Here is a 20,500-nt window from a genome sequence, read left to right as displayed (position 1 = left end):
GAAAAAGGATTTCCATAAATTCATATTATTTATGAAAAATGAACAAAAGAAGCCTCTCACAAGTTCTTTAACTTATGAAAAGCCTCTTTGTTTTAAGTTTATACAAACAAGATAATGAACCATTCATTCTTTATGTTTGATTAAAAAACGTTAAAAAATTGTCTCAGAAATATTGACATCGTTTTTCGTTTTATCTATAATTTAAAAGGAAAAATATATAAGTAAAGATTTTCATAGAGTATTGTCACCGAATAAAAGGGTTAATTTCTGTCTCTTTTATTCCATCTATGGCTTAATTTTTACTCGTGTAATTCCAGAGGACTACACTCCCGCTGCTTCAGCCTCACTCGTTTCCTCTTCTTCCTCCGCTGCAGCTTTAACATGATCGACCATTACAATGGCTTCTTCATCCTCATGCTTGAATACACAGTTACCATATTCTCCTTTAATATCCACTATTTGAACTGTATGACCTATCTCAAAGTTAGTAATATCAATCTCAATATTTTCAGGAATATCATTCGCTTTTGCAGTTATATCCAATTCGTGAAGAAATTGTTTAACAACTCCGCCAGCTTTCTCTCCATTTGAAGTACCCTTTAAAACTACGCTTACTTTTGCATCAATTTCAGTGTCCTTGTCCACTTGAAGAAAATCTGCATGAAGAACATCCTTCGTGATCACATTATTTTGATAGTCTCTCAAAATCACATTTTTTGATTTTCCATCAACATCTAGAGATATTATGCCATTTCTACCAACATTCTTTATTACCTTTAGTAAATCGGCATTTTTTATAAAAAGGGATCTAGTTTCAATTTTGTTTCCATAAACAATTGCAGGGATTTCCCCATTTTTTCTTGATGCTTTTAAAGTGGATTTTTTAAAGTCTTTTCTTTCTTCTGCTACTAATGTATTCATTTTATTTCTCCTTCCTGATTATACGAACCTTAGATATTAGTTTTTTTATAGTTATATCTAAGGGATATTAAAAATACTTATACTTTAAGTATATCTAATCCAATATTTTATTTCAAACTTAATGGCTAAGAGCGGTTATACACATCCGGAATTTGGAAATAAAAAAAGACTTCTCAAAGTCTTTTAAACTTATTGGAAGTCTCCCTTAATATTTAATTTGTATTTTGGCGTCAGAATGATTATATTCTACTTTGGAATCTGTAAGACAACATTTGTTCCCGCTTCTAGAATGGAAGAAATGGTAAGTTGGCCTCCAACCGCTTTCGCCCTTTCTTCCATACTGAATAACCCTACACCTCTTGAAACTGATTCTATGGCAAAACCTTTTCCGTAATCCTCTATAATTACTCTGATCTCCCCATCCATTTCTCGAATCGTAACAGCGGCACTCTCTGTGTTAGCATATTTTCGAATATTCGTTAAGGCTTCTTGAATGATACGATAAATAGTCACTTCTTTATTTGAAGAAAGTCTGGCTTTCAAATAACAGTCGAATTGAACATCGATTTTGGTATGCTCTGAAAATCGGACTAAATAGGACCGAATGGCTGGAATCAAGCCCAGATCATCTAAAACAGATGGGCGCAGTTCCCACGATAGATCTCTAAGTTCCTCGATCAGTTTTGTCGTTTCGTCCTGCATCTGATCTAAAAGAGGATGACTTATTTCGGACTGAAGCCTGTTAATTGTAATCAAATGGCTATATAGATTTTGTCCGATTCCATCATGCAGTTCTCGAGAGATGCGTCTCCTTTCGTCCTCCTGTACATCGATCATTTTTGTCATCACTTTTTTTAGTTCTTGTTCTGCATTCTTCCGTTGTGTAATTTCATGGCGAATAGCTAGATACTGGTAAGGCTTTCCTAAATCATCTAGAAAAGGGACAATCGTGGTATCTACCCAATAATAACTCCCATCTTTTGCTCTATTCTTGATCTCACCGTTCCATACCCTTCCCCTGGCTATGTTCCTCCACAAGTCTTTAAAAAACTCTTTTGAATGAAATCCAGAGTTAATAATGCGATGATCCTTGCCAATTACCTCTTCTTTCGTATACTTGGATATACGGCAAAATTGTTGATTTACATAAGTGATTGTTCCTCTATGGTCGGTAATTGCAACAATGGAAGAAGCATCAAGAGCTAACTTAATGTCCATCAACTCTTGTAATGATTTCTTTAACTCCTCTACCACTTGCTTGTATTCTGTAATTTCTTTACGGATGGCGAGATATTTATATGGCTTCCCTGTTTCATCTAAGAATGGAACAATCGTCGTATCCACCCAGTAATAATTACCATCTTTTGCTTTGTTTTTTATTTCTCCTCGATAGATTCTTCCATTAGAAATGGTATCCCAAAGATCCTTCATAAATTCTTTTGAATGATAACCTGAGTTAATGATTCGGTGATCCTTGCCAATAAGCTCTTTAGCAGAATACTTGGATACCTCACAAAACTTTTCATTTACATATTTAATCTTTCCTCTTTCATCTGTAAAGGCTACAATGGTTGATTCATCAAGAGCAAAATTTAAGTCTACAAATTCATGCAAAGGATAGGATTGATGTTTATTTAATCGGGACTGGTCTTTAACTTGATGGAATACAATGAGAAAGAAAAGTTCCTCTTCAAGGATAAAAGTATTTAACCTAAAGAATAGCGAAAATGGATGTCCTTTCTGATTCTTCCCATATTGATGGATTACTTTTCCTTCCTCTGTTTCCCATAGGTTTGCTTCGGGCATCAATTCTGAAAGTCGTTTTCCAATCAATCCATTCTCCGTATACCCAAAGTTTTCACATGCCAATTTGTTTCCATACGCGATTATGCCATCATTATTAACCAGAATCGTTGCATCTTTTGAATGAGAATTCAGCTTATTCCCTTTAATAAAAGATTGGTTCCTTTCCACTTTATTACCCCCTATCCATCTTTTCCTCCAAATATTTCGCAGCTTTTAGGACAGTAGTCTGCTCACTTTTAGTAAAAGGATGATTTGTCCTTTTTCCTACTAATAAAACTCCTTTTGGAAGACTGTTAAAATGGATAGGAACTGCAAAAGCCGTCACTAGTTTTTCTGCCAGCATAATTGGATATTCAAGTGGTTTTCCAGAAATATGCCGAGGAAACTCCTCTACAGTTATTGGTCTTCCTGTTGCTATCACCTTTCCTGCGATTCCTTTTCCGTAACGGACTGTAATTCTCATATATTTTTTATTACTATTTCCAGCGGCATAGTGCCATTTTACATCCGGCCCATCACTATTTTGTAACGCAAGCCCAACAAAATCGCATTCTATATCAGTTAATACGCTTTCACAAAACTTCTCTGGTTGAAAATCAGTTTTTTCAGGATCCCAATGCTTAAATTCCATAACCTAATAACCCCTTTTTTAAAGCGAAGGCTACAAGCTCGGGCCTTGTTTTCATTTGGAGCTTCTCCATGAGATTGCTTTTATGGGTTTCAACGGTTTTCACACTAATAACCAACTTCTCGGCAATTTCTTTATTAGAAAATCCCTTTGCAATCAATGTTAGAACCTCTTTTTCCCGATCAGATAAAAGATGAAAGGTATCAGAGTTCCCCTGTTTCACACTTCCGATATACTCCTCCATTAATCTTTTAGTCGCAGAGGGATGCAAGTAAGCATTTCCATTTGAAACTGAGCGAATGGCACCTAATAGTTCTTCTTGTGGTGCACTTTTTAAAATACACCCTGAAGCTCCTGCTTGAATGGCGCGAAATAAATATTCTTCGTCATCATGCATCGTTAAAATAAGGATGGCTACTTCAGGCATGACTTTCTTAAGTTCAGTAGTTGCTGTTAAACCGTCCTTCCCGTGAGGCATACTTAAATCCATAATAACCACATCTGGTTTGAGCTCTTGTGCTAGATCAATGGCTTCATCACCTTCAGAAGCTTCTCCGATCACTTCAATATCTGCATGGTTGTTCAACAACATTTTCAAACCCATTCTTACAACGGCATGATCGTCACATAATAAAATTTTAATCAAGCCCGATCCCCCTATACAAGTTCACATTTTAATCTGAAGTTATTAAAAATGGAACAAGGGATTGCTATTTGCAAATCCCCTATTACCATTATTATAAATAGTATAATAGTTAATTTAATAACGGAAGAGATATTTCTATTGTTGTCCCTTCATTAATTTGGGAGGATACCATACACTCCCCATTAATTAAACGCATTCTTTCTTTTATAGCCAACAATCCAGTTGGCTTACTCAATGCCCCATTGACATCAAAACCGCGACCAAAGTCTTTTATCACAATCTCTACCGTGTCAGGACCCCATCGGACAATTATCTTCGCCTTTGAGGTATCTGCATACAAGGCGATATTTGCTAGTGCTTCCTGACAAACTCGGAATAATGTAATACTTTCCTTTTCAGAGAGCTGAACTTCATTTCCTGAAACCTCAAAGTCCACCTCTATTCCGTAAGTTGAAGTGTATATGGTTAGATAACTTTTCATAGCAGAAAGGAAACCAAGTGTTAAAAGAGTAGGAGGATGCAATTCTACAGCCAAAAGTCTGACTTCCTGGATCGTCTTTTCAAGTACATGAGTCATATCTTCTACATACTTTTTCATATCTGGCTGGTCTATTGCATTTTCAATAAACTGCATACCTGTATAAAGACTATAAAGGGTCTGACCCACTCCCTCGTGAAGCTCCAGGGCAATCCGTTTGATTTCTTGTTCCTGCGATTGAATAATATAGGAATTGATTCTATTTTTGTGCGGCTGCATTTTAATCCATCTCTCTTTCCCCTAGTTAACTCCTTAAACAAATCATTAATTTGTTAAATTTTTTCTATTCCCTTCTGATTTTGATGTATCACTGAACATGGCTGCATACTGGACAACCTCTCCAGAATCATTTTTAATGGAGCTAATGGTCAGCCATTGACGGTAAGTCTCTCCATTTCTCCGGCGATTCCAAATCTCACCTTGCCAAAATTGATCGTTTTTAAGAGATTTCCATAGATTCGCATAAAACTCCTTTGACTGTATCCCTGATTTCAATATATTTGGCATTTTTCCAATTACTTCTTCTTCCTCGTAACCCGTAATCCGCTTAAAAGCAGGATTAACAGAAATAATCTTACCTTTCGTGTCTGTAACCATAATTCCTTCTACAGTATGTTCGATTACTTCTTTCGCTAGACCTACTTTTTGTTGGAAATACATCCAGATAACTAATATTAAACTTGCTAGGGCAACTTGTGATAAAGCCATAAAGCCAATAGCATAATGGCCTGTTACATTAAACAACACTGATAGGATGATTGGCGGGAAAAAGCCTCCAAGTCCTCCCATTGCCGATACGATTCCATTGACAATGCCAGCCTGTTTTTGGAAATATAGAGGTACTAACTTAAAGATAACTCCGTTTCCGATCCCTGCACAAAATGCAATAGTCAAGCAACCAACTGTATACCACACAAGCGATGGAGCAAACGATAGAATGATAGCTGAAATGGTATAAATCCCAAAGGTAATCATAAGTAAAATCAAAGAATGAAAGCGATCTGCCAGCCAGCCGCCAATCGGACGCATGAGAGTGGCAACAACGATAAAACCAGCTGTTCTTATACCAGCATCCACTTTATCTAATTCAAAACTTGAGACTAAAAAGTTAGGTAAGTAAACCGTAAACGCCACGAATGATCCGAAGGTTATGAAATAAAATAAGCTTAGTAGCCAAAGCTTTTCATTTTTATAAACTCCTCTGATTTGCTCTAGGAAAGGCGTTTTAACTTTCGGCTCTTTTTTATCTCCTAGGAAAAAGTTTAAGACGATAAAAATCGCTAAGATAACAAGATAGAACTGTACAGTAACTGTCCAACCGAACTTTGTAGCTAAGATGGGAGCAGCAAATGTAGAAACGGCAGTTCCTAAGTTTCCAGCACCATATATTCCATTTATAAAACCATGACGCTCTTTTGGATAATACTTTGGTAAGGATGTTACTCCGACAGAAAAAACCGCTCCTCCGACACCAAGAAATAAGCCGCCAATTAGAAGATCGACAAGTGTATTGGCTATACTAATATAGTAAACTGGGAATAACAACAGGATAAAGCTTAATAGAAAAAGAGTTCTGGCCCCAAACTGATTCGCATAAAAGCCTAGTGGTATCCTAAGAATAGAACCAAGAATGACCGGGACAGCTGTAACTAGGGCAAGCTGACTCTCTGGTATCGCAATATCTTCTTTAATGAATGGCAATAGAGAAGATATTAATACCCATATCATAAATCCGACAATAAGATTCATCGTCTGAAGTGGAAGTTGAACTTTTTTAATCATGATTTTCACACTCTTTTCTAACTACATATTGCAATCCAGACTGATCGTCATAAGCCGACCACTCATTTTCAATTTTAGAAACCGTTGATGTCAATGGAATGGCAAAAAAGGTAAGACGATCAAAATAAATACGTAAATGGGTGTGATCCGGGCATAGCTCAAGTTTTTGTATGGTTTTAGATATAAAAGGTGCTTGCTCTTCCCCCTCTTTATCTAGGATAGCAACCTGTACCTTCTCTAAAACATAGGATTGTAAATCTTCTATCTTAATGTGATCCACAGCTGCCACACCCTCTTTTTACAGGGTAGACATACATCTGATACCCTTGCAAATATTCCCAAAACTTTTCTCCTGCATGTTGTTCAATATAATCAATTGTTTCCTCTTCGGAGTTCCATCTGCTCATGCCTTTTACTTCAGCCACGACAATTTCAACGCCTTCTTTTGATTTTTCATCTAAATACCAGTTAAGGCGAATATCTTTAAAAAGGTCTGTAAGGATTTCATGTATTTCAGTAGCAAAATGACCTGATGCCTCTCTTACAAAACAAAAATCAAGATATGTTTCACTGTTCATTCCATTCACGCCTTTACGTTTTTCGTTTTTTTATACACGAAGATTGCTACAGGGAATAAAATGATATTTAATCCCCCGAATATTAATGTATTTACATAATTTTCATAGTAATATTGATGCACCATATATTGAGTAAAAATAACGTTTAGCATTAAGATCGCACAAAGAATAACTACTCCAGCAACTCTAAGCTTCATAACGTTTCACCCTCACTGCATAAACTGCACCATTTTCGACTTTCACTTGAATTTCAGGTAGTGGACGTCTAGGCGGTCCAGCAGTAGGTACACCAGTCTCGACATTAAATTTGCCGTGATGGCACGGACAAACCATTTCTCCTTGATCCTTTACCCAATAAACCGGACAGCGAAGATGCGTACAAGCATTTTGATAGGCAACATACTTATCCTCAGCCAATCGAATCAAAAGTGCATCATCATGGTCTCCAGGGAACGTAAACTCTACTGCGTCACCGATTGGTAATTTGCTTACATCTGTAATTTTTTTATGGGGATATTCCTTTTCTCCAAGCCCCATTAATTCCTTTGCTGCTACAGCTCCCCATGGCAAAGAGGAAACGGCAAACAGTCCTGCTGCCCCGACTAAGGTTTTCATAAACCCACGTCTGTCAAGCTTTCTTTCATTATTCCGCTCAATATTATGTGTGTAGTTATCTTCCTGAAAGGGAATTTGATTATTTTTATCTGACGGCATTGGAATCCCTCCTAAAACAACTTTGTTGTTCCCTGTAAAATCCCAGGGAGATTTACTTTTACGTTTGTTTCACCTTCAAGATATGGCAGGCTTGTCACCCATTTGCCATTATCTAGATTAAATTGTTTTTTCTTATTTTCAATTTCTTCATCAGTCAGCCATTGAAGCGTATTCGTTGGACAAACACTCGCACACATTGGCGGGATGTTGTCTTTCGTTCGGTCGATACATAAATCACATTTATACATTAAGTTTTGTTCGGTATCAAACTTAGGAATGCCATATGGACAAGCAATCGTGCAATTTTGACAACCGATACACTTTTCCACTAGAGCGGATAATACCGCTCCTGTTTCATGAATTTGAATCGCCTGAGCGGGACAGCTTCTAGCACATGCCGGATTCACACAATGAAGGCACATAAGTGGCATCGTTTGCCGATTAACAAGCGGATTTACGTCATATACATAATTTCTATTGCGTTCTTCATGTCCACCACATTGTGTACATGCGGCCAGACAAGAACGGCATCCGATACAGTTTTCTAATTCGATATACAGCCTTTTTTGCACTTATAGCACCTTCTTTGTTTCAACTTTTTCAATTTGAGCAGCACACGCCTTGAATTCCGGCATTCTTGAAATCGGATCAAGTGCAGGAATTGTTAAGTTATTTGCCGCTTGTTCATGATCCCAATGATAAGGGACAAATATGGTATCCGGGCGAATCGCTTCCGTCATTTTCACTTTATAAATCGCTTCCCCCCGTCTTGTAACAAGACGCACTCTTTCTTCATGTTCGATCCCATATTCTTTTGCTGTTTCTGGATGTAATTCAACAAACGGTTCAGGACACATATCTTTTAAAAATTGAATTCTTCTAGTTTGATTACCTGATAGATAATGATAAACCACACGCCCTGTTGTTAAGCGGAGAGGATATTCCTCATCGGGTTCCTCGGCAGGAGGAACATAGGGTAAAGCCATGATTTTTGCTTTTCCATCTGGAAAATAGAACTTTTTATCAAGAAACAAATGCGGTGTTCCCGGATCTTCTTCATCTTTGCATGGCCAAAAAACTCCATCTTGTTTGTCGATTTTTTCCCAGGTAACCCCGTAATAATCAGCTTTACCACCCTTGGATGCCAATCTCAGCTCATTAAAGATATCTTTAGGTGTTTTCAAATGAGAGAAATATTTTCCACGACCTAGCCGTTCTGCAAGTTCAACCTGGATTTGCCAATCCGGCTTGGCTTCACCTAAAGGGGCTTGCGCTCGATTTATTTTAATAACACGACCTTCCACATTTGTTGTTGTCCCTTCATCTTCTGCCCATGTTGTAGTTGGAAGAATGACATCTGCATATTCTGCGGATTCAGATAAGTAGAAATCAGAAACAACCATAAAATCAAGCTGTTTTAAGACCTTACGAACATAATTGGAGTTTGGTGCAGAAACAACTGGGTTCGAACACAATAGATATAATGCACGAATTGTTTTTTGCTCCATTAAGCCGAACAATTCAAATGCAGATACCCCTTCTCCCGGCATCTCTTCAGGGGCAATTCCCCAAACCTTTGATACTTCTCTTACATGCTCAGGATCAGTAATTTTTCGGTATCCAGGTAAGGCATCCGCTTTTTGACCATGTTCTCGTCCACCTTGACCATTTCCTTGACCAGTAATCGTTCCAACTCCTGCTTTTGGCCGGCCGATATTTCCAGTAACGAGCGCTAAATTAACATAACTAGAAACATTATCTACACCTTTGATTTGCTGTTCGATTCCTCTTGCGAACAAGATAATTGCATTCGGTGCTTTCCCATAAATTTCAGCAGCCTTAATAATTTTCTCCGGAGCAACACCAGTGATCTGACTGGTATATTCAGGAGTAAATTGTTTTACCAATTCTTTTGTTTCTTCAAAACCATTTGTATGATTTTTTACAAACTCTTCATCTACACGACCATTCTTGATTAATAAATGCATGATTCCATTTGCAAGCGCCAAGTCCGTTCCCGGTCTTAAATCTAGATGAACATCTGCTCTTCTCGCAACAGGTGTTTCTCTAGGATCGGCTACAATCAAATATCCGCCTCTTTCTTGGACAGCCCAAACACGAAACATCATGGTTGGATGGCATTCTGCCGCATTACTTCCTGCTAGGAACAAACAATCCGTTTCTTGAATATCTGTCCATGGAACGGTCGATCCTCTGTCAATCCCTAAAGAACGGTTAAGACCACCGGCAGCACTTGCCATACAAAATCGGCCGTTATAGTCTATATATCTTGTTTGCAGGGCTACACGGGCAAATTTCCCATTTAAATAACATTTTTCATTTGTCATGGAAACCCCACCATATACAGAGATTGAATCCTTCCCGTAATCAGATTGCAGTTGTTTGAACTGCTTCACAATCAAATTATAAGCTTCTTCCCAGCTTGCTTCCCTAAACCCTTTCGTTGTTCCTTTTAAGGAAGCATCATCACGAATCAACGGCTTAAGAATTCGGTCAGCGTGGTTTGTTTGCTGGTAAGCAGTAACACCCTTTGGACACATTTTTCCTAGTGTTACCGGCCAATCATAGCGCGGTTCAACTCCAACGATTTTATTTGTTTTTGTATTTACTCTTAAATTCATTCCACACTGCATCGCACAGTAGCTGCAGTGGGTTTTGACAAGTGTTTCGTTAGGATGAATGACATTTTCAACTTCTTTATAAAAATGATCTCTTGGATTTATATAATTATCCCTTTGCATTCTGGTTTGCCTCCTTCACTTTTACCTCATGGGTTGCAATCCCGGAGAATTGTGAAATCCGGTATTTTCTACGACATGGAAGGCATAGTTCAGCGAGATGGAAGCCTTCCTTTGTTTGAAATTCAATATCGTTCACGCCAAGAACGTCAACAACGTCTTTTGATTGTTCAATTGAAACAAATTCATCTCCACAAACATTACATTTTTTCATCGACTGTTCTGCATAATGCTCTCTATAGTTTTTAGCTAAAACGCTCATCGGACGGAACGGAATATGTGCAAGTTTACCAAAGGGCAGATAGATTAATGTAATAATGACGGACCATTGGTGAATTAACGACATTGCCGGCTGTCCTGCGCCGCCTAAAAAGATATTCATAAATGTAAGTGCTAATCCTGTAATACTCACTAAAAGCAGCATATATAGCGGGAGAAAGTCATATAAAAATTTTTGTTCCGCTCTTGCCTGCATATTTTTCAAACGACGATAAAGGGCCATGCTCACACCCGTGATTACCATCACAGCTGAAATATTTAATGCATTGTATGATAGATTAGCAATAAGGCCATCAGCCTTTATTGTCATGACTTGCATACCCAGCATGATAATGTTGTAGTAGCCATTATCCTCCATCGTGAAATACATCCAGCCGAACACAAGAGGGAAAGTTACTAAAATAGCAAGAACACATCCCCCACCAATGAGCACATGTTGCGTCCATCGGTAAATTCCCCTATTCCAAATAAATTTGTATGTAGCAAGATGCTCTACAGAAGTTTTTGGTGTTGATTTTCTAAATAAAAGTTTAATGCCTTTTTTAATCATTAATTTTGTCGGGGGCCTTTCAGCCCAGGCAATAAATCGATAGAAAAATCCTCCCAGAAAGACGATCGTTCCAACCATGTAGCCATATAAATTCAAATCAATATGAGTAAACATCCTTGTTCCAATAAAAGATAAGATTGCTAGTCCACAAACTGCCAGAAACATTGATTTGGCAAAGCGGGATGCAAAAGCTTGATTCAGTGATTTTTTCTTTTTTTGATTTGTTTCAATATTTACTTGCATGATGTCCCTCCCAATTACAACTCTTATTATTAGTTTAAGACCAGAGACATCTTTAACATATCGGGGGATCTCCCTATTACAGGGACAAAAACCCCTGATTTTAATCCTATTTGTAAAAACAAATGGAAAAAGGCCTTCTCACCAGTTCTTTAAACTGATGGAAGACCTTTTTATTGTTGTTATTTTTTTAAGGGCTACCGTTTAGTTGTAATGCTGCTAACTTGCCTTTGTATATACCTTTTGATTTGCGGCAGCCTTTTTCCCATGAAGAATAAAGTATAAAAAGATAGATAGAAAAACGATAATGGCCGACATTAAATACAATCCACGGAATCCGAGTAATGGAATGATGGCTCCTAATACAAACGGACCCATTCCGACACCAAAATCCATGCAAATAAGAAAAGTGGAAGTCGCCAGTCCAATTCTATGCTGTGGTGATTCTTTTACAGCGATAACTTGAAAACAAGACTGCATCGTTCCAAATCCAAGTGCAAGAAACACACTTGCTAAGAGTAGCGTGAAGCTATTATGAGATTGACTAAGGATCACCAATCCAATCGCAAAAGAAAGGATGGCCGGAAAGATCACAAAGTTGTCTCCTTTTTGATCTAGTAATTTACCTGTGAATGGTCTAGAGATTAAAAGAACGATTGAATAGACAAGGAAGAAAAAACTTGCCGCTTCTATTAAGTTAATCTCTGTTGCATAGGCAGTAATAAAGGATAAGATACCCGAATAAACAAATCCCATTATCGCAATCATTATTGAAATGGGAACCGCTTTTTTCTCAAAGAAATTTGATAATTTAAATCCCTTTAACGTATTGTCCTTATCCTGGATGATTGCTGGACTTGGAATTTTTGAAAATAACGAAATGATTACATTAATCATAGAAAGAAGCGCACATATGATAAAAATCGTAGAATAGTCCGCATACTGGCTAATATATAGGCCAAGAAATGGACCAATCGATGTCGCTAAAGTATTGCTCAATGAAAAGTAACCAACCCCTTCTCCCCGACGCTCCTTGGGGATTATATCCATTACGATCGTTGCTAAAGCTGTTGTTGAGATTCCAAACCCAGCCCCATGGATGAAGCGAACTAACAATAATAGATACATATTCGTTACTGTAAAATAGAGCAGAGTGGCCACCAAAAATAAAAGAAGCCCTGAAAATAATACCTTCTTACGTCCAATCGTTTCAATGAATCGACCCGTAAAAAGACGAGAAAAAACTGCTCCAATAACGAAAATACTTGCAGCAAGACCAGCCATACTTTCTGAAGCACTAAATTGTTCTATCGCATAAACAGCTAAAGTCGTCATTAGTAAGAAATAAACTAATGAAATAATAAAAGACGTGGAAGACAGGATAATAAAGTCTTTCGTCCACAATTTTGTTTGTTTCAATGTCCCACCTCCAAATTCTGTTGTTCACTAAGCAACCTCTAACAAAGCCTCACTTTAAAATTGCTCAAAAAATCACATTGAAGAATATAACAGGTTAATTTTGATTAGTTGGTTATATCCGTTGCCTTTCCAACTGTTAAATCCCGCCCACGATGTTCATTAAAGCATTTGCTTAATGAAGTTAATTTCAACTTATCATCTTATAAGTATAAGTAAAAAATAAGAACAAACGATTCCAATCGTTCATTCAATCTGTCGTAGAATATGTTTAAAAAAGTAAGATAAAAGCATAAAACTACTGGAGAATTATAAGGGAAAATTCAGTGCTAGTCCATAATTATGGCGTAAAACACGAGCCTAACAACCAAAATAATACTCCATTTTACAACACTATATTTTATACTGTCAATACATAATTTGTGGTTTTTTCAAAAATATGTTACAATTATTTTATAATATTTCTTAAAATTCGTATTCCACATTCTTATGTAACTTTATTGCAGTAAGAATCTGAGTACGTTTTTTTATCCCCATCTTCAAATCAGGGGAACTTAAGGAAATAAGTTGTAATGGCACTAGTCGTTTAAATATTTCTGGTCACCTGTTAGAGGATAACCAAATAAGCATGATTAAAAACTACTGCTTTAAACAATTAAAGAGCTTATCCATATTTAGTAAATATGACTAACCAGAATACGGTGAGCCAAAATTATAGTATCAAAGGGAGGACAAAACGAATGAACTTAATTAATAAAGAAGTATCCCATAAGCGTTTTGGCAAGGGAAGTGTTGTGAAACATAGCGATTCTATGATAGAAGTGCATTTCGCAACAGAAAATAAAAAGTTTGTTTTTCCCGATGCATTTGGAAAATACCTAAAGATGCATGACAAGAGTGCTGCCCATTCACTTGAAAAGGTTATACAAGAAAAGGAAATAGAACGGAAGAAGGCAGAACAGAAAAAGGAAGAAGAAAAGAAACTACGTCAAATCGAACAGCAAATACGGATGGAACATGAAAAACTTATGAAAAATCATAAGCTTCATCCCCAATCACAAATGGTCTTTTGGTGTGATGATGAAGAACAAAGCAAGGTTTTTACAGAGTGGAAGGTTTTTACTGGCGAAATAAAGAGCGGCAATAACAAGGGAGAGCCTAAAAAGCCTACTCGCATTTATCCAAACAGCGTTTGCCTTTTAACAGCAAGAGATTCAAGTATGTCCGAAAACGAGAGACGTATCTTAGGTGTTTATATGGTAAATGGAGATTTTATCGGCAGATTTTGTGAAGATGGATACATTCCTGCTCATTCAGAATATAGAATACAACTGACTGAACAGGAATCAGCTAAAATGCCTTTTTGGAAATACTATGTAAATGAAAAATCCCCTCACAAAACGACTTGGAATACAGGTAAATATCGTTATTTCGATAATATATGGATGGCTCAAATCTTACTTGATATCATCTCATTGAAAAGTGACACACAAGAACAAGAACTAGCACAGAAGTTCCTTGAATACTTTTGTCGAATGAATCAGATCAGAGAAGAAGAGATCCCAGAACCTAATGGGGCATTAATGCGTATATAGATTCTTTCCCACGATAATTGGAACATATAATCCAAAATAGGATACCGAAAAGGTTGGAAGTCTAATAAAAAAACGCCTGAAAACTTATAAAAGAGATCAAAAAGAAGCCATTTCTCTGGAGAAATGGCTTCTTTTTGCATGTCCTTTTTATTTGAAAACCGTTCATTCATATCAACTTTACCTTCTGTTAAAGTGTAAAGTTGATATAAATGATAGCTGCAAACCTCTTCATCCACCTAAGATTGAATATGATATAACCCTAGTTCTTTCTATATTAAAGGTTTTATATCGGTACACTCATTTAAAAGTCAGGAGTGAATGACCATGTTTACATCACTTTCAACCGGGTATATACAAACTAAGATCTACTAAACTTTTAGTAAAACAGAATAGGAGGAATCATATATGCAAAAATCTATCGTTGGTGGAGTATTTAAAAATGCCGCTGAAGTAGAAGGTACTATTAGAAGACTGAAAGCGCTTGGCATCGACACAAATAAGATTTCTGTGCTAGCAAAAAATGACGATACCCTTAATGAAATCAAGGAACAGACAAACGTTGATACAATTGACAATGATTCCAATCGCGGAAAAAACGCTGGGAAGGGAGCAGGCATTGGTGCCGGAACTGGCGGCGTTTTAGGTGGGATTGTCGGGATCATCGCTGAAGTAGGCCTTCTGACAATTCCAGGAGTTGGCGTGCTGGCAGCAGCAGGCCCATTAGCAACGGCGTTGAGCGGTGCGGCAATCGGTGCGGCCGGTGGTGGACTTGTGGGAGCACTAGCTGGGGCAGGAATCCCCGAATCAGAAGCAAAGATCTATGATAATTATATAAAAGATGGAAATATTGTTTTATTAGTTGAAATTGACGAAGCCCAAAGGATTGAAATTGAACGCACCTTTGCTGATAACTGTTCAATCAACACAGGCGTTTATGCCCTTTCTTAACCATTAAACATGTCTTTATGGTTTTAAATTTTTGCTAGAAAAAAGCAACCTTCTCAAATGTAAAAAGGACTGGCTCTTTCGAAGAGTACCAGTTCTTTTTTCGTGTAGGTAGCTACTTAGAGTCACTATATATATCGAATTTAGTACAAATTATTTACGTACTATCTGTTTACCCCTTTAGGATTCGGGTACAACACATCTAAATGTAACATTAATAGAAATGGGAGGGATTTATTTATGGCAACAAAAGACATTGCCCTGCATGAAAAATTAGAAATACATGAAATATTGTTATTTAAAACGTCTTGTGTTAAGAAAAGCACTGCTATGTTAGAACTTGTAGAAGATAAAGAATTAAAGAAGATATTAGAAGAAGATATTGAAGCATCTACTAATGCTGTCAAAGAACTATCAAAAATCTTGAAAAAGGCGTAAAAGGAGGATCTGTATGACTACTAAAACAGAAAAGTTAAATACTCTTAAAGATATTATAGATGATCAAACAATTGCAACCGACCTGCTGTTGTCTTCCAAATCAGGTGTAAGATCATTGGCGATCGCTATTACAGAGACAGCAACACCAGAAATTAAAAAGGTACTAAAAAGTGAACTAGATACTGCAATTGATCTACATGATAAAATTGCACAGTATATGATAGAAAAAGAAATGTACCATGCGTATGATATCGAGGAACAAGTTTCTCAAGATCTCAAAAATGCAAAGGAAGCCTTAAAAATAGGCGAATAATTGAGATTATAAGTAATCCTCAGATGTCTCCTGAAAAATCTAAAGTAGATTATCTATTAACTGTGGTAGAACCAATAAATAGGAGGTATTAGATGTTTCTTCATAAAAAAGAATTACAATTTGAAGCTAAACCGGAAAGACCCGATCCATTTATGGCTAAAAAGCTACAAGAGCTTATTGGTGGCCAATATGGTGAAATGACTGTTGCCATGCAATATTTATTTCAAGGTTGGGCTACACGTGGCAATGAAAAGTATCGTGATCTACTCTTAGATATTGGAACTGAAGAAATAGGCCATATCGAAATGTTAGCAACGATGGTGGCCCGTTTGTTAGACGATGCTCCAGTCAAAGAACAAGAAGAAGCATATAAAGACCCAGTTATTGGTGCTATTATGGGAGGCATGAATCCACAACATGCCCTTGTTTCTGGACTTGGTGCACGTCCATCTGACAGCGTAGGGAACCCTTGGATGGGAAGTTATATCGTATCCAGCGGAAATTTATTAGCTGATTTTCGTGCGAACTTAAATGCTGAATCCCAAGGTCGCCTACAAGCTGTTCGTATTTATGAAATGGCTGATGACAGAGGCGTCAAAGATTTGCTATCGGTACTGATTGCCCGTGACTCCTATCATCAAAATCAATGGGCTGCAGCTATTGCTGAATTGGAAGAAAAAGAAGGCCTTCTTGTACCTAGTACCTTCCCTCGTGAAAAGGAGCGTCTAGATATCGCTTATACTCTTTATAACTTTTCTGAAGGAGAAGAGAGCAGCAAGGGAAGGTGGGCTAATGGTGAAGCACTAGATGGTCAAGGTGATTATAAATATGAATCAACACCAACTGTAGAAGGTGCTAAACCTAAGTTAAACCCTGCTCCACCAAAATTGCACAACACTTTACCAACTGAGATGTCAAACTCTCGCCCTTAATCATTTACCCAAGAAGCCGTTGGCTAAAAGGGCCTACTCAGTAAAATAGTAAACAATAAAAACCACGAATGCTGTTGTAATTGAAACTGTCTCCTCAAATTTAAATATTAAATAACTTAAGTGGCTTTAGCTCTATATTCCATAGGGTTAAAGCCGCTTAGTTTTTCCTGATGTTTGTATGTACTTTTTCTATTAACGAAACGGCGTACTCCCTCCCATACACAAAAAATGTTTTCATAAATACTGCTAAGAAACCCAGCACTTTAAAGTGAACCATTCATCAATGGGGGTTTATTTCATTCCCCACCAATGAAAAGCTTTAGTCCACCACATGCTAGTCATGCAGACGTGGCAGTAAACGTATTTAGTCAACATTCAACTTTCCAGGGTTTGCGGACAGGTTATCTCCCTATCTTCTTTTCTATTACTTAGAATCTTGACGTGGGGGACCCCGTTAAGTAGATAAAGCAGATAATCTACTAACAGGTTTGCCTCTTGCAAAAGTTTATCGTTTAAAAATGGAGGGTAATTACTATTATCTTTACTGATTTAAACAACGAGGAGATGAATCTATTGAACATCTTATTAACATCAACCGCAAGAAGAATAGACTTTGTAGGATTTTTTCAGGATGCTTTGAAAAATGCTGGTATTGACGGGAAGGTAATTGCTACTGATCCTGAACATAATGCCCCCTCGCTTCAGGCTGGGGATGAAAACTATGTCATTCCCCATCAAACGGATTCAAATTATATGGAATCAATATTGGAAATTTGCAAGAAACATCATGTGAACTGTCTAGTCCCATTAAATGATTGGGAAGTGCCCAGTATCTCCGCACATAAAGAAGAACTGGAAAAATTAGGCGTATCTGTATTTGCGCCAGATTCAACTATTGTCAATAAGGTACGGGACAAGGCAAAATACCGAGAGCTACTTGACCCGCTTGGCATTAAGACACCACTATCCTACCTTAATGTTGAAGATGCGAAGAAGGCATTGGAAAAACAAGAAGTATCCTTTCCATTAATCGTGAAGCCCCGTAATGGTTCAGCCTCTATAGCTGTTGAAATTATCGATAACTTAGAGGATATGGAATTTGCCTATGAGCAAGCCATTCGAAAGATTAAAGAAAGTCCATTGGATGGCGCCACATCTAGAGAACCGGAAGAGAATGTCATTATTCAGGAAGTCGTTGAAGGGGATAAATTTAGTGTGGATATGTTTAATGATTTAAACGGCCGCTTTCTTACTTCTTTTGCTAGGAAACAATTAGGTATGAGAGGCGGAGATATCGATCGGTGTATTACTGTAAATAGTCCGGAATTAACAGAAATCGGGCGGCAATTAGGTAACAGCTTTGGTCATGCAGGTTATATGAACGCTGATGTCTATTTCAATGGTACCGATTATTATGTTATTGACATTAATCCCCGCTTTGGCGGCGGTTATGCCTTTACCCATGCAGCAGGAGCGAATATTCCAGCGGCCATTATTGCCCTAACTGCAGGTAAACAAGTACAAGAGGAATGGCTTCGTCAAAAACCAGATATCGAGCTAGCTAGACATGACACGGTTGTTCCGATAAACAATCAGCAGGTAATGCAAGCATTTTAAGAGCAACATTGAAGGTAAAAATGTTTATTTAATTTTTTTAATATTAGAGGAGGGATAAAATATGAACAATCATCTAATCCCCCTATTAGAAGCATTAATAAAAATCGACAGCTCTACAAAAGAAGGTGCAAATGAAGCGATTGCCTTTTGTGAACAATGGTTAATAGACCAAGGTCTCCCCGTAAAAAAATTAGAAAATAACGGGTTTCACATGCTCGTTTGTGAAATAGGTCAAGGGGATCATACGATTGTCTTAAACGGACATATCGATGTCATTGAAGCTGAGAAAAAACAATTCCAACCCCATATCCAAGATGGAAAACTGTATGGCCGAGGGTCAGCAGATATGAAAGCAGGGGTGGCTGCCTTCATGATGGCAGCGGCACAATTAAAAGACAAGGAATTAACATCTAGGGTTATGATACAGATCGTTCCAGACGAGGAGACCGGCGGCATTAATGGGACCAAATATTTAACAGAAAAAGGCTATTTAGGAGATTTTATTATTTGTGGTGAACCTACAAATATGGGGATCGCCATTCAATCTAAGGGCGTGCTTCAGCTTGATATTACTGTCCAGGGGAAACCTGCCCATGGAAGTCGTCCATGGGAAGGCACAAATGCAATAACAAAAGCGATTCATCTCTATGAAGAAATTCTAGAGCTGCCTTTTGCAAAAGAAGGCTCCCCTATGTTTACTCGTCCTTCTATTAATCTCGCGAAGATCCAAGGGGGAACCATCTATAATAAGGTACCCGATTTATGTGAAATATCCCTGGATATCAGATATCTGCCAGACCAGTCTCCAAAGGATATCGTTCATCAAATTCAGGCACTCACAGACAGTACGGTAACCACCCATATTTGCAATAATCCGGTCAAAACAAGGGCAGACAATCCTTATGTAGAAACATTGGCCAAATCAATTAAACGAATTACTCAGCTCGAAGAAGCAACCATATTCGGTCAGCATGGTTCCAGCGATGGACAATTTTTCACCAAGTACGGAGGTTCAGCCGTAGAATTTGGCCCTGTTGGCAGCGACTGGCATGGGGAGAATGAGATGGTTTCTATCGATTCGGTCAGAGAGTATCAGGAAGTGCTAGTGGATTTTATCTTGTCTTTGGATAGTTAACCAAAAACTCCCGTTGATTATATTCTTGAACGGTTTAGAAAAGGCTCAGGCATTTAATTATAGTTCTATAAATTATTTATTAAAATAATTTACGAGTCCAATTCTATTTATAAGTAAACACTAATATCTCTAAAAGTAAAGGCCTTCCATCAGTTCACGAACTGATGGAAGGCCTTTACTTCTATAAATTCTAACCTGTGTACATAAAGGGGGCAATCACCTAGACTACACTGACAATTGCCCCCTTTTCTAAAACTAGCAATCTATGTTTCTTTATCGCTGCTCTCAAATATTTTTCCTAGAAAGAAACCATCCACTTCCGTTAATTTGCCTCTCCAGAGAATTTCTCCTTTTGAAGGAGTAGGTTTACTGTCTCCGCAATAAACCTTGGTGTTTTTCATATGGATAAAATAAGCTTCAGAATCCATATTGTCTTCAGCCTCTTCTCCAGCCTTTCCAAGCTGTTCACTTACTGCTTGTGCAATCTCATTCCCATCTTCTAATATTTTACTTATTGTATTGAAATACTCCTTAGCAGATACCATTGTTCCAGTAATGACGGCACCCTTTACGTTTAATGTAATATCTAGGGAGAAATTATGTTTATTCGCCGCTTGCACAAAAAACTCCAGAATATTGTCTTTCATCTTGCCGGAACTACTGCTCAT

Annotated in this window: 22 protein-coding genes; 7 read left to right on the top strand and 15 right to left on the bottom strand. The window is 37.6% G+C overall.

The window, feature by feature from the left end; genetic code table 11:
• Positions 1-321 precede the first annotated feature (321 nt).
• The 14 genes from R4Z10_RS01950 to R4Z10_RS01885 form a co-directional block, all read right to left on the bottom strand.
• Complete coding sequence (locus R4Z10_RS01950) at positions 322-921, bottom strand: 50S ribosomal protein L25 (RefSeq protein WP_338471558.1); 600 nt, start codon at positions 919-921, stop codon at positions 322-324.
• Positions 922-1,167: 246 nt separating this feature from the next.
• Positions 1,168-2,895 (bottom strand): PAS domain S-box protein, encoded by a 1,728-nt coding sequence (locus R4Z10_RS01945; protein WP_338471557.1) that lies wholly within the window; start codon positions 2,893-2,895, stop codon positions 1,168-1,170.
• 4 nt (positions 2,896-2,899) lie between these two features.
• Entirely contained in the window at positions 2,900-3,358 is a 459-nt protein-coding gene (locus tag R4Z10_RS01940; RefSeq protein WP_338471556.1) for a GAF domain-containing protein, read from the bottom strand.
• Positions 3,348-4,001, bottom strand: coding sequence for a response regulator transcription factor (locus R4Z10_RS01935; protein ID WP_338471555.1), 654 nt, complete (start codon positions 3,999-4,001; stop codon positions 3,348-3,350). The genes R4Z10_RS01940 and R4Z10_RS01935 overlap by 11 nt, the downstream gene beginning before the upstream one ends.
• Before the next feature lie 109 nt (positions 4,002-4,110).
• Complete coding sequence (locus R4Z10_RS01930) at positions 4,111-4,758, bottom strand: histidine kinase (RefSeq protein ID WP_338471554.1); 648 nt, start codon at positions 4,756-4,758, stop codon at positions 4,111-4,113.
• 45 nt (positions 4,759-4,803) lie between these two features.
• Positions 4,804-6,321: an MFS transporter gene (locus tag R4Z10_RS01925; protein WP_338471553.1), complete on the bottom strand. Its 1,518-nt coding sequence runs from the start codon at positions 6,319-6,321 to the stop codon at positions 4,804-4,806.
• Positions 6,314-6,601 carry a hypothetical protein gene (locus R4Z10_RS01920; RefSeq protein WP_338471552.1) on the bottom strand — a complete coding sequence of 96 codons (288 nt, stop codon included), beginning with the start codon at positions 6,599-6,601 and terminating at the stop codon, positions 6,314-6,316. Before R4Z10_RS01920 ends, R4Z10_RS01925 begins: the two co-directional genes overlap by 8 nt.
• Complete coding sequence (locus tag R4Z10_RS01915) at positions 6,588-6,899, bottom strand: hypothetical protein (protein WP_338471551.1); 312 nt, start codon at positions 6,897-6,899, stop codon at positions 6,588-6,590. The genes R4Z10_RS01920 and R4Z10_RS01915 overlap by 14 nt, the downstream gene beginning before the upstream one ends.
• A 5-nt stretch (positions 6,900-6,904) precedes the next feature.
• Positions 6,905-7,096 (bottom strand): hypothetical protein, encoded by a 192-nt coding sequence (locus tag R4Z10_RS01910; protein ID WP_338471550.1) that lies wholly within the window; start codon positions 7,094-7,096, stop codon positions 6,905-6,907.
• Complete coding sequence (locus R4Z10_RS01905; protein WP_338471549.1) at positions 7,086-7,613, bottom strand: Rieske (2Fe-2S) protein; 528 nt, start codon at positions 7,611-7,613, stop codon at positions 7,086-7,088. Before R4Z10_RS01905 ends, R4Z10_RS01910 begins: the two co-directional genes overlap by 11 nt.
• Before the next feature lie 11 nt (positions 7,614-7,624).
• Complete coding sequence (locus tag R4Z10_RS01900; protein ID WP_338471548.1) at positions 7,625-8,185, bottom strand: 4Fe-4S dicluster domain-containing protein; 561 nt, start codon at positions 8,183-8,185, stop codon at positions 7,625-7,627.
• Positions 8,186-10,375, bottom strand: coding sequence for a formate dehydrogenase subunit alpha (gene fdhF, locus R4Z10_RS01895; RefSeq protein ID WP_338471547.1), 2,190 nt, complete (start codon positions 10,373-10,375; stop codon positions 8,186-8,188).
• On the bottom strand, positions 10,362-11,444 hold the full coding sequence (locus tag R4Z10_RS01890; protein WP_338471546.1) for a hypothetical protein: 1,083 nt from the start codon (positions 11,442-11,444) through the stop codon (positions 10,362-10,364). Before R4Z10_RS01890 ends, fdhF begins: the two co-directional genes overlap by 14 nt.
• 216 nt (positions 11,445-11,660) lie before the next feature.
• The gene (locus tag R4Z10_RS01885) at positions 11,661-12,860 is read right to left on the bottom strand and encodes an MFS transporter (protein ID WP_338471545.1); all 1,200 of its coding nucleotides are present in this window, start codon (positions 12,858-12,860) and stop codon (positions 11,661-11,663) included.
• Between the two features lie 737 nt (positions 12,861-13,597).
• Here R4Z10_RS01885 and R4Z10_RS01880 point away from each other — a divergent pair.
• The 7 genes from R4Z10_RS01880 to R4Z10_RS01850 all read left to right on the top strand — a co-directional run bounded on the left by R4Z10_RS01880 (position 13,598) and on the right by R4Z10_RS01850 (position 19,832).
• Positions 13,598-14,452: a malate synthase gene (locus R4Z10_RS01880; RefSeq protein ID WP_338471544.1), complete on the top strand. Its 855-nt coding sequence runs from the start codon at positions 13,598-13,600 to the stop codon at positions 14,450-14,452.
• A gap of 405 nt (positions 14,453-14,857) precedes the next feature.
• Positions 14,858-15,400: a low temperature-induced protein gene (locus tag R4Z10_RS01875; protein WP_338471543.1), complete on the top strand. Its 543-nt coding sequence runs from the start codon at positions 14,858-14,860 to the stop codon at positions 15,398-15,400.
• A 237-nt stretch (positions 15,401-15,637) separates the two neighbouring features.
• Complete coding sequence (locus R4Z10_RS01870; RefSeq protein WP_338471542.1) at positions 15,638-15,835, top strand: spore coat protein; 198 nt, start codon at positions 15,638-15,640, stop codon at positions 15,833-15,835.
• Positions 15,836-15,848: 13 nt separating this feature from the next.
• On the top strand, positions 15,849-16,148 hold the full coding sequence (locus R4Z10_RS01865) for a spore coat protein (RefSeq protein WP_338471541.1): 300 nt from the start codon (positions 15,849-15,851) through the stop codon (positions 16,146-16,148).
• 92 nt (positions 16,149-16,240) lie between these two features.
• Positions 16,241-17,080: a manganese catalase family protein gene (locus R4Z10_RS01860; RefSeq protein WP_338471540.1), complete on the top strand. Its 840-nt coding sequence runs from the start codon at positions 16,241-16,243 to the stop codon at positions 17,078-17,080.
• A gap of 573 nt (positions 17,081-17,653) precedes the next feature.
• A complete protein-coding gene (locus R4Z10_RS01855; protein ID WP_338471539.1) occupies positions 17,654-18,697 on the top strand; it encodes an ATP-grasp domain-containing protein in 1,044 nt (347 codons plus the stop codon).
• Positions 18,698-18,758: 61 nt separating this feature from the next.
• Positions 18,759-19,832 (top strand): ArgE/DapE family deacylase, encoded by a 1,074-nt coding sequence (locus tag R4Z10_RS01850; RefSeq protein ID WP_338471538.1) that lies wholly within the window; start codon positions 18,759-18,761, stop codon positions 19,830-19,832.
• 263 nt (positions 19,833-20,095) lie between these two features.
• Here R4Z10_RS01850 and gvpU read toward each other — a convergent pair whose 3' ends face one another.
• Entirely contained in the window at positions 20,096-20,500 is a 405-nt protein-coding gene (gvpU, locus tag R4Z10_RS01845) for a gas vesicle accessory protein GvpU (RefSeq protein WP_338471537.1), read from the bottom strand.

Origin of the sequence: Niallia sp. XMNu-256 (assembly GCF_036670015.1) — a bacterium.
Taxonomy (GTDB): Bacteria; Bacillota; Bacilli; order Bacillales; family Cytobacillaceae; genus Bacillus_BD.
This window is presented reverse-complemented; position numbering and strand designations above follow the sequence as displayed.

Coding starts and splice junctions, on each gene's coding strand:
- R4Z10_RS01865 (WP_338471541.1), top strand. CDS start 15,849: ATGACTACTAAAACAGAAAAGTTAAATACTCTTAAAGATATTATAGAT.
- R4Z10_RS01905 (WP_338471549.1), bottom strand. CDS start 7,613: ATGCCGTCAGATAAAAATAATCAAATTCCCTTTCAGGAAGATAACTAC.
- R4Z10_RS01860 (WP_338471540.1), top strand. CDS start 16,241: ATGTTTCTTCATAAAAAAGAATTACAATTTGAAGCTAAACCGGAAAGA.
- gvpU (WP_338471537.1), bottom strand. CDS start 20,500: ATGAGCAGTAGTTCCGGCAAGATGAAAGACAATATTCTGGAGTTTTTT.
- R4Z10_RS01930 (WP_338471554.1), bottom strand. CDS start 4,758: ATGCAGCCGCACAAAAATAGAATCAATTCCTATATTATTCAATCGCAG.
- R4Z10_RS01910 (WP_338471550.1), bottom strand. CDS start 7,096: ATGAAGCTTAGAGTTGCTGGAGTAGTTATTCTTTGTGCGATCTTAATG.
- fdhF (WP_338471547.1), bottom strand. CDS start 10,375: ATGCAAAGGGATAATTATATAAATCCAAGAGATCATTTTTATAAAGAA.
- R4Z10_RS01875 (WP_338471543.1), top strand. CDS start 14,858: ATGCAAAAATCTATCGTTGGTGGAGTATTTAAAAATGCCGCTGAAGTA.
- R4Z10_RS01940 (WP_338471556.1), bottom strand. CDS start 3,358: ATGGAATTTAAGCATTGGGATCCTGAAAAAACTGATTTTCAACCAGAG.
- R4Z10_RS01880 (WP_338471544.1), top strand. CDS start 13,598: ATGAACTTAATTAATAAAGAAGTATCCCATAAGCGTTTTGGCAAGGGA.
- R4Z10_RS01890 (WP_338471546.1), bottom strand. CDS start 11,444: ATGCAAGTAAATATTGAAACAAATCAAAAAAAGAAAAAATCACTGAAT.
- R4Z10_RS01950 (WP_338471558.1), bottom strand. CDS start 921: ATGAATACATTAGTAGCAGAAGAAAGAAAAGACTTTAAAAAATCCACT.
- R4Z10_RS01915 (WP_338471551.1), bottom strand. CDS start 6,899: ATGAACAGTGAAACATATCTTGATTTTTGTTTTGTAAGAGAGGCATCA.
- R4Z10_RS01850 (WP_338471538.1), top strand. CDS start 18,759: ATGAACAATCATCTAATCCCCCTATTAGAAGCATTAATAAAAATCGAC.
- R4Z10_RS01870 (WP_338471542.1), top strand. CDS start 15,638: ATGGCAACAAAAGACATTGCCCTGCATGAAAAATTAGAAATACATGAA.
- R4Z10_RS01925 (WP_338471553.1), bottom strand. CDS start 6,321: ATGATTAAAAAAGTTCAACTTCCACTTCAGACGATGAATCTTATTGTC.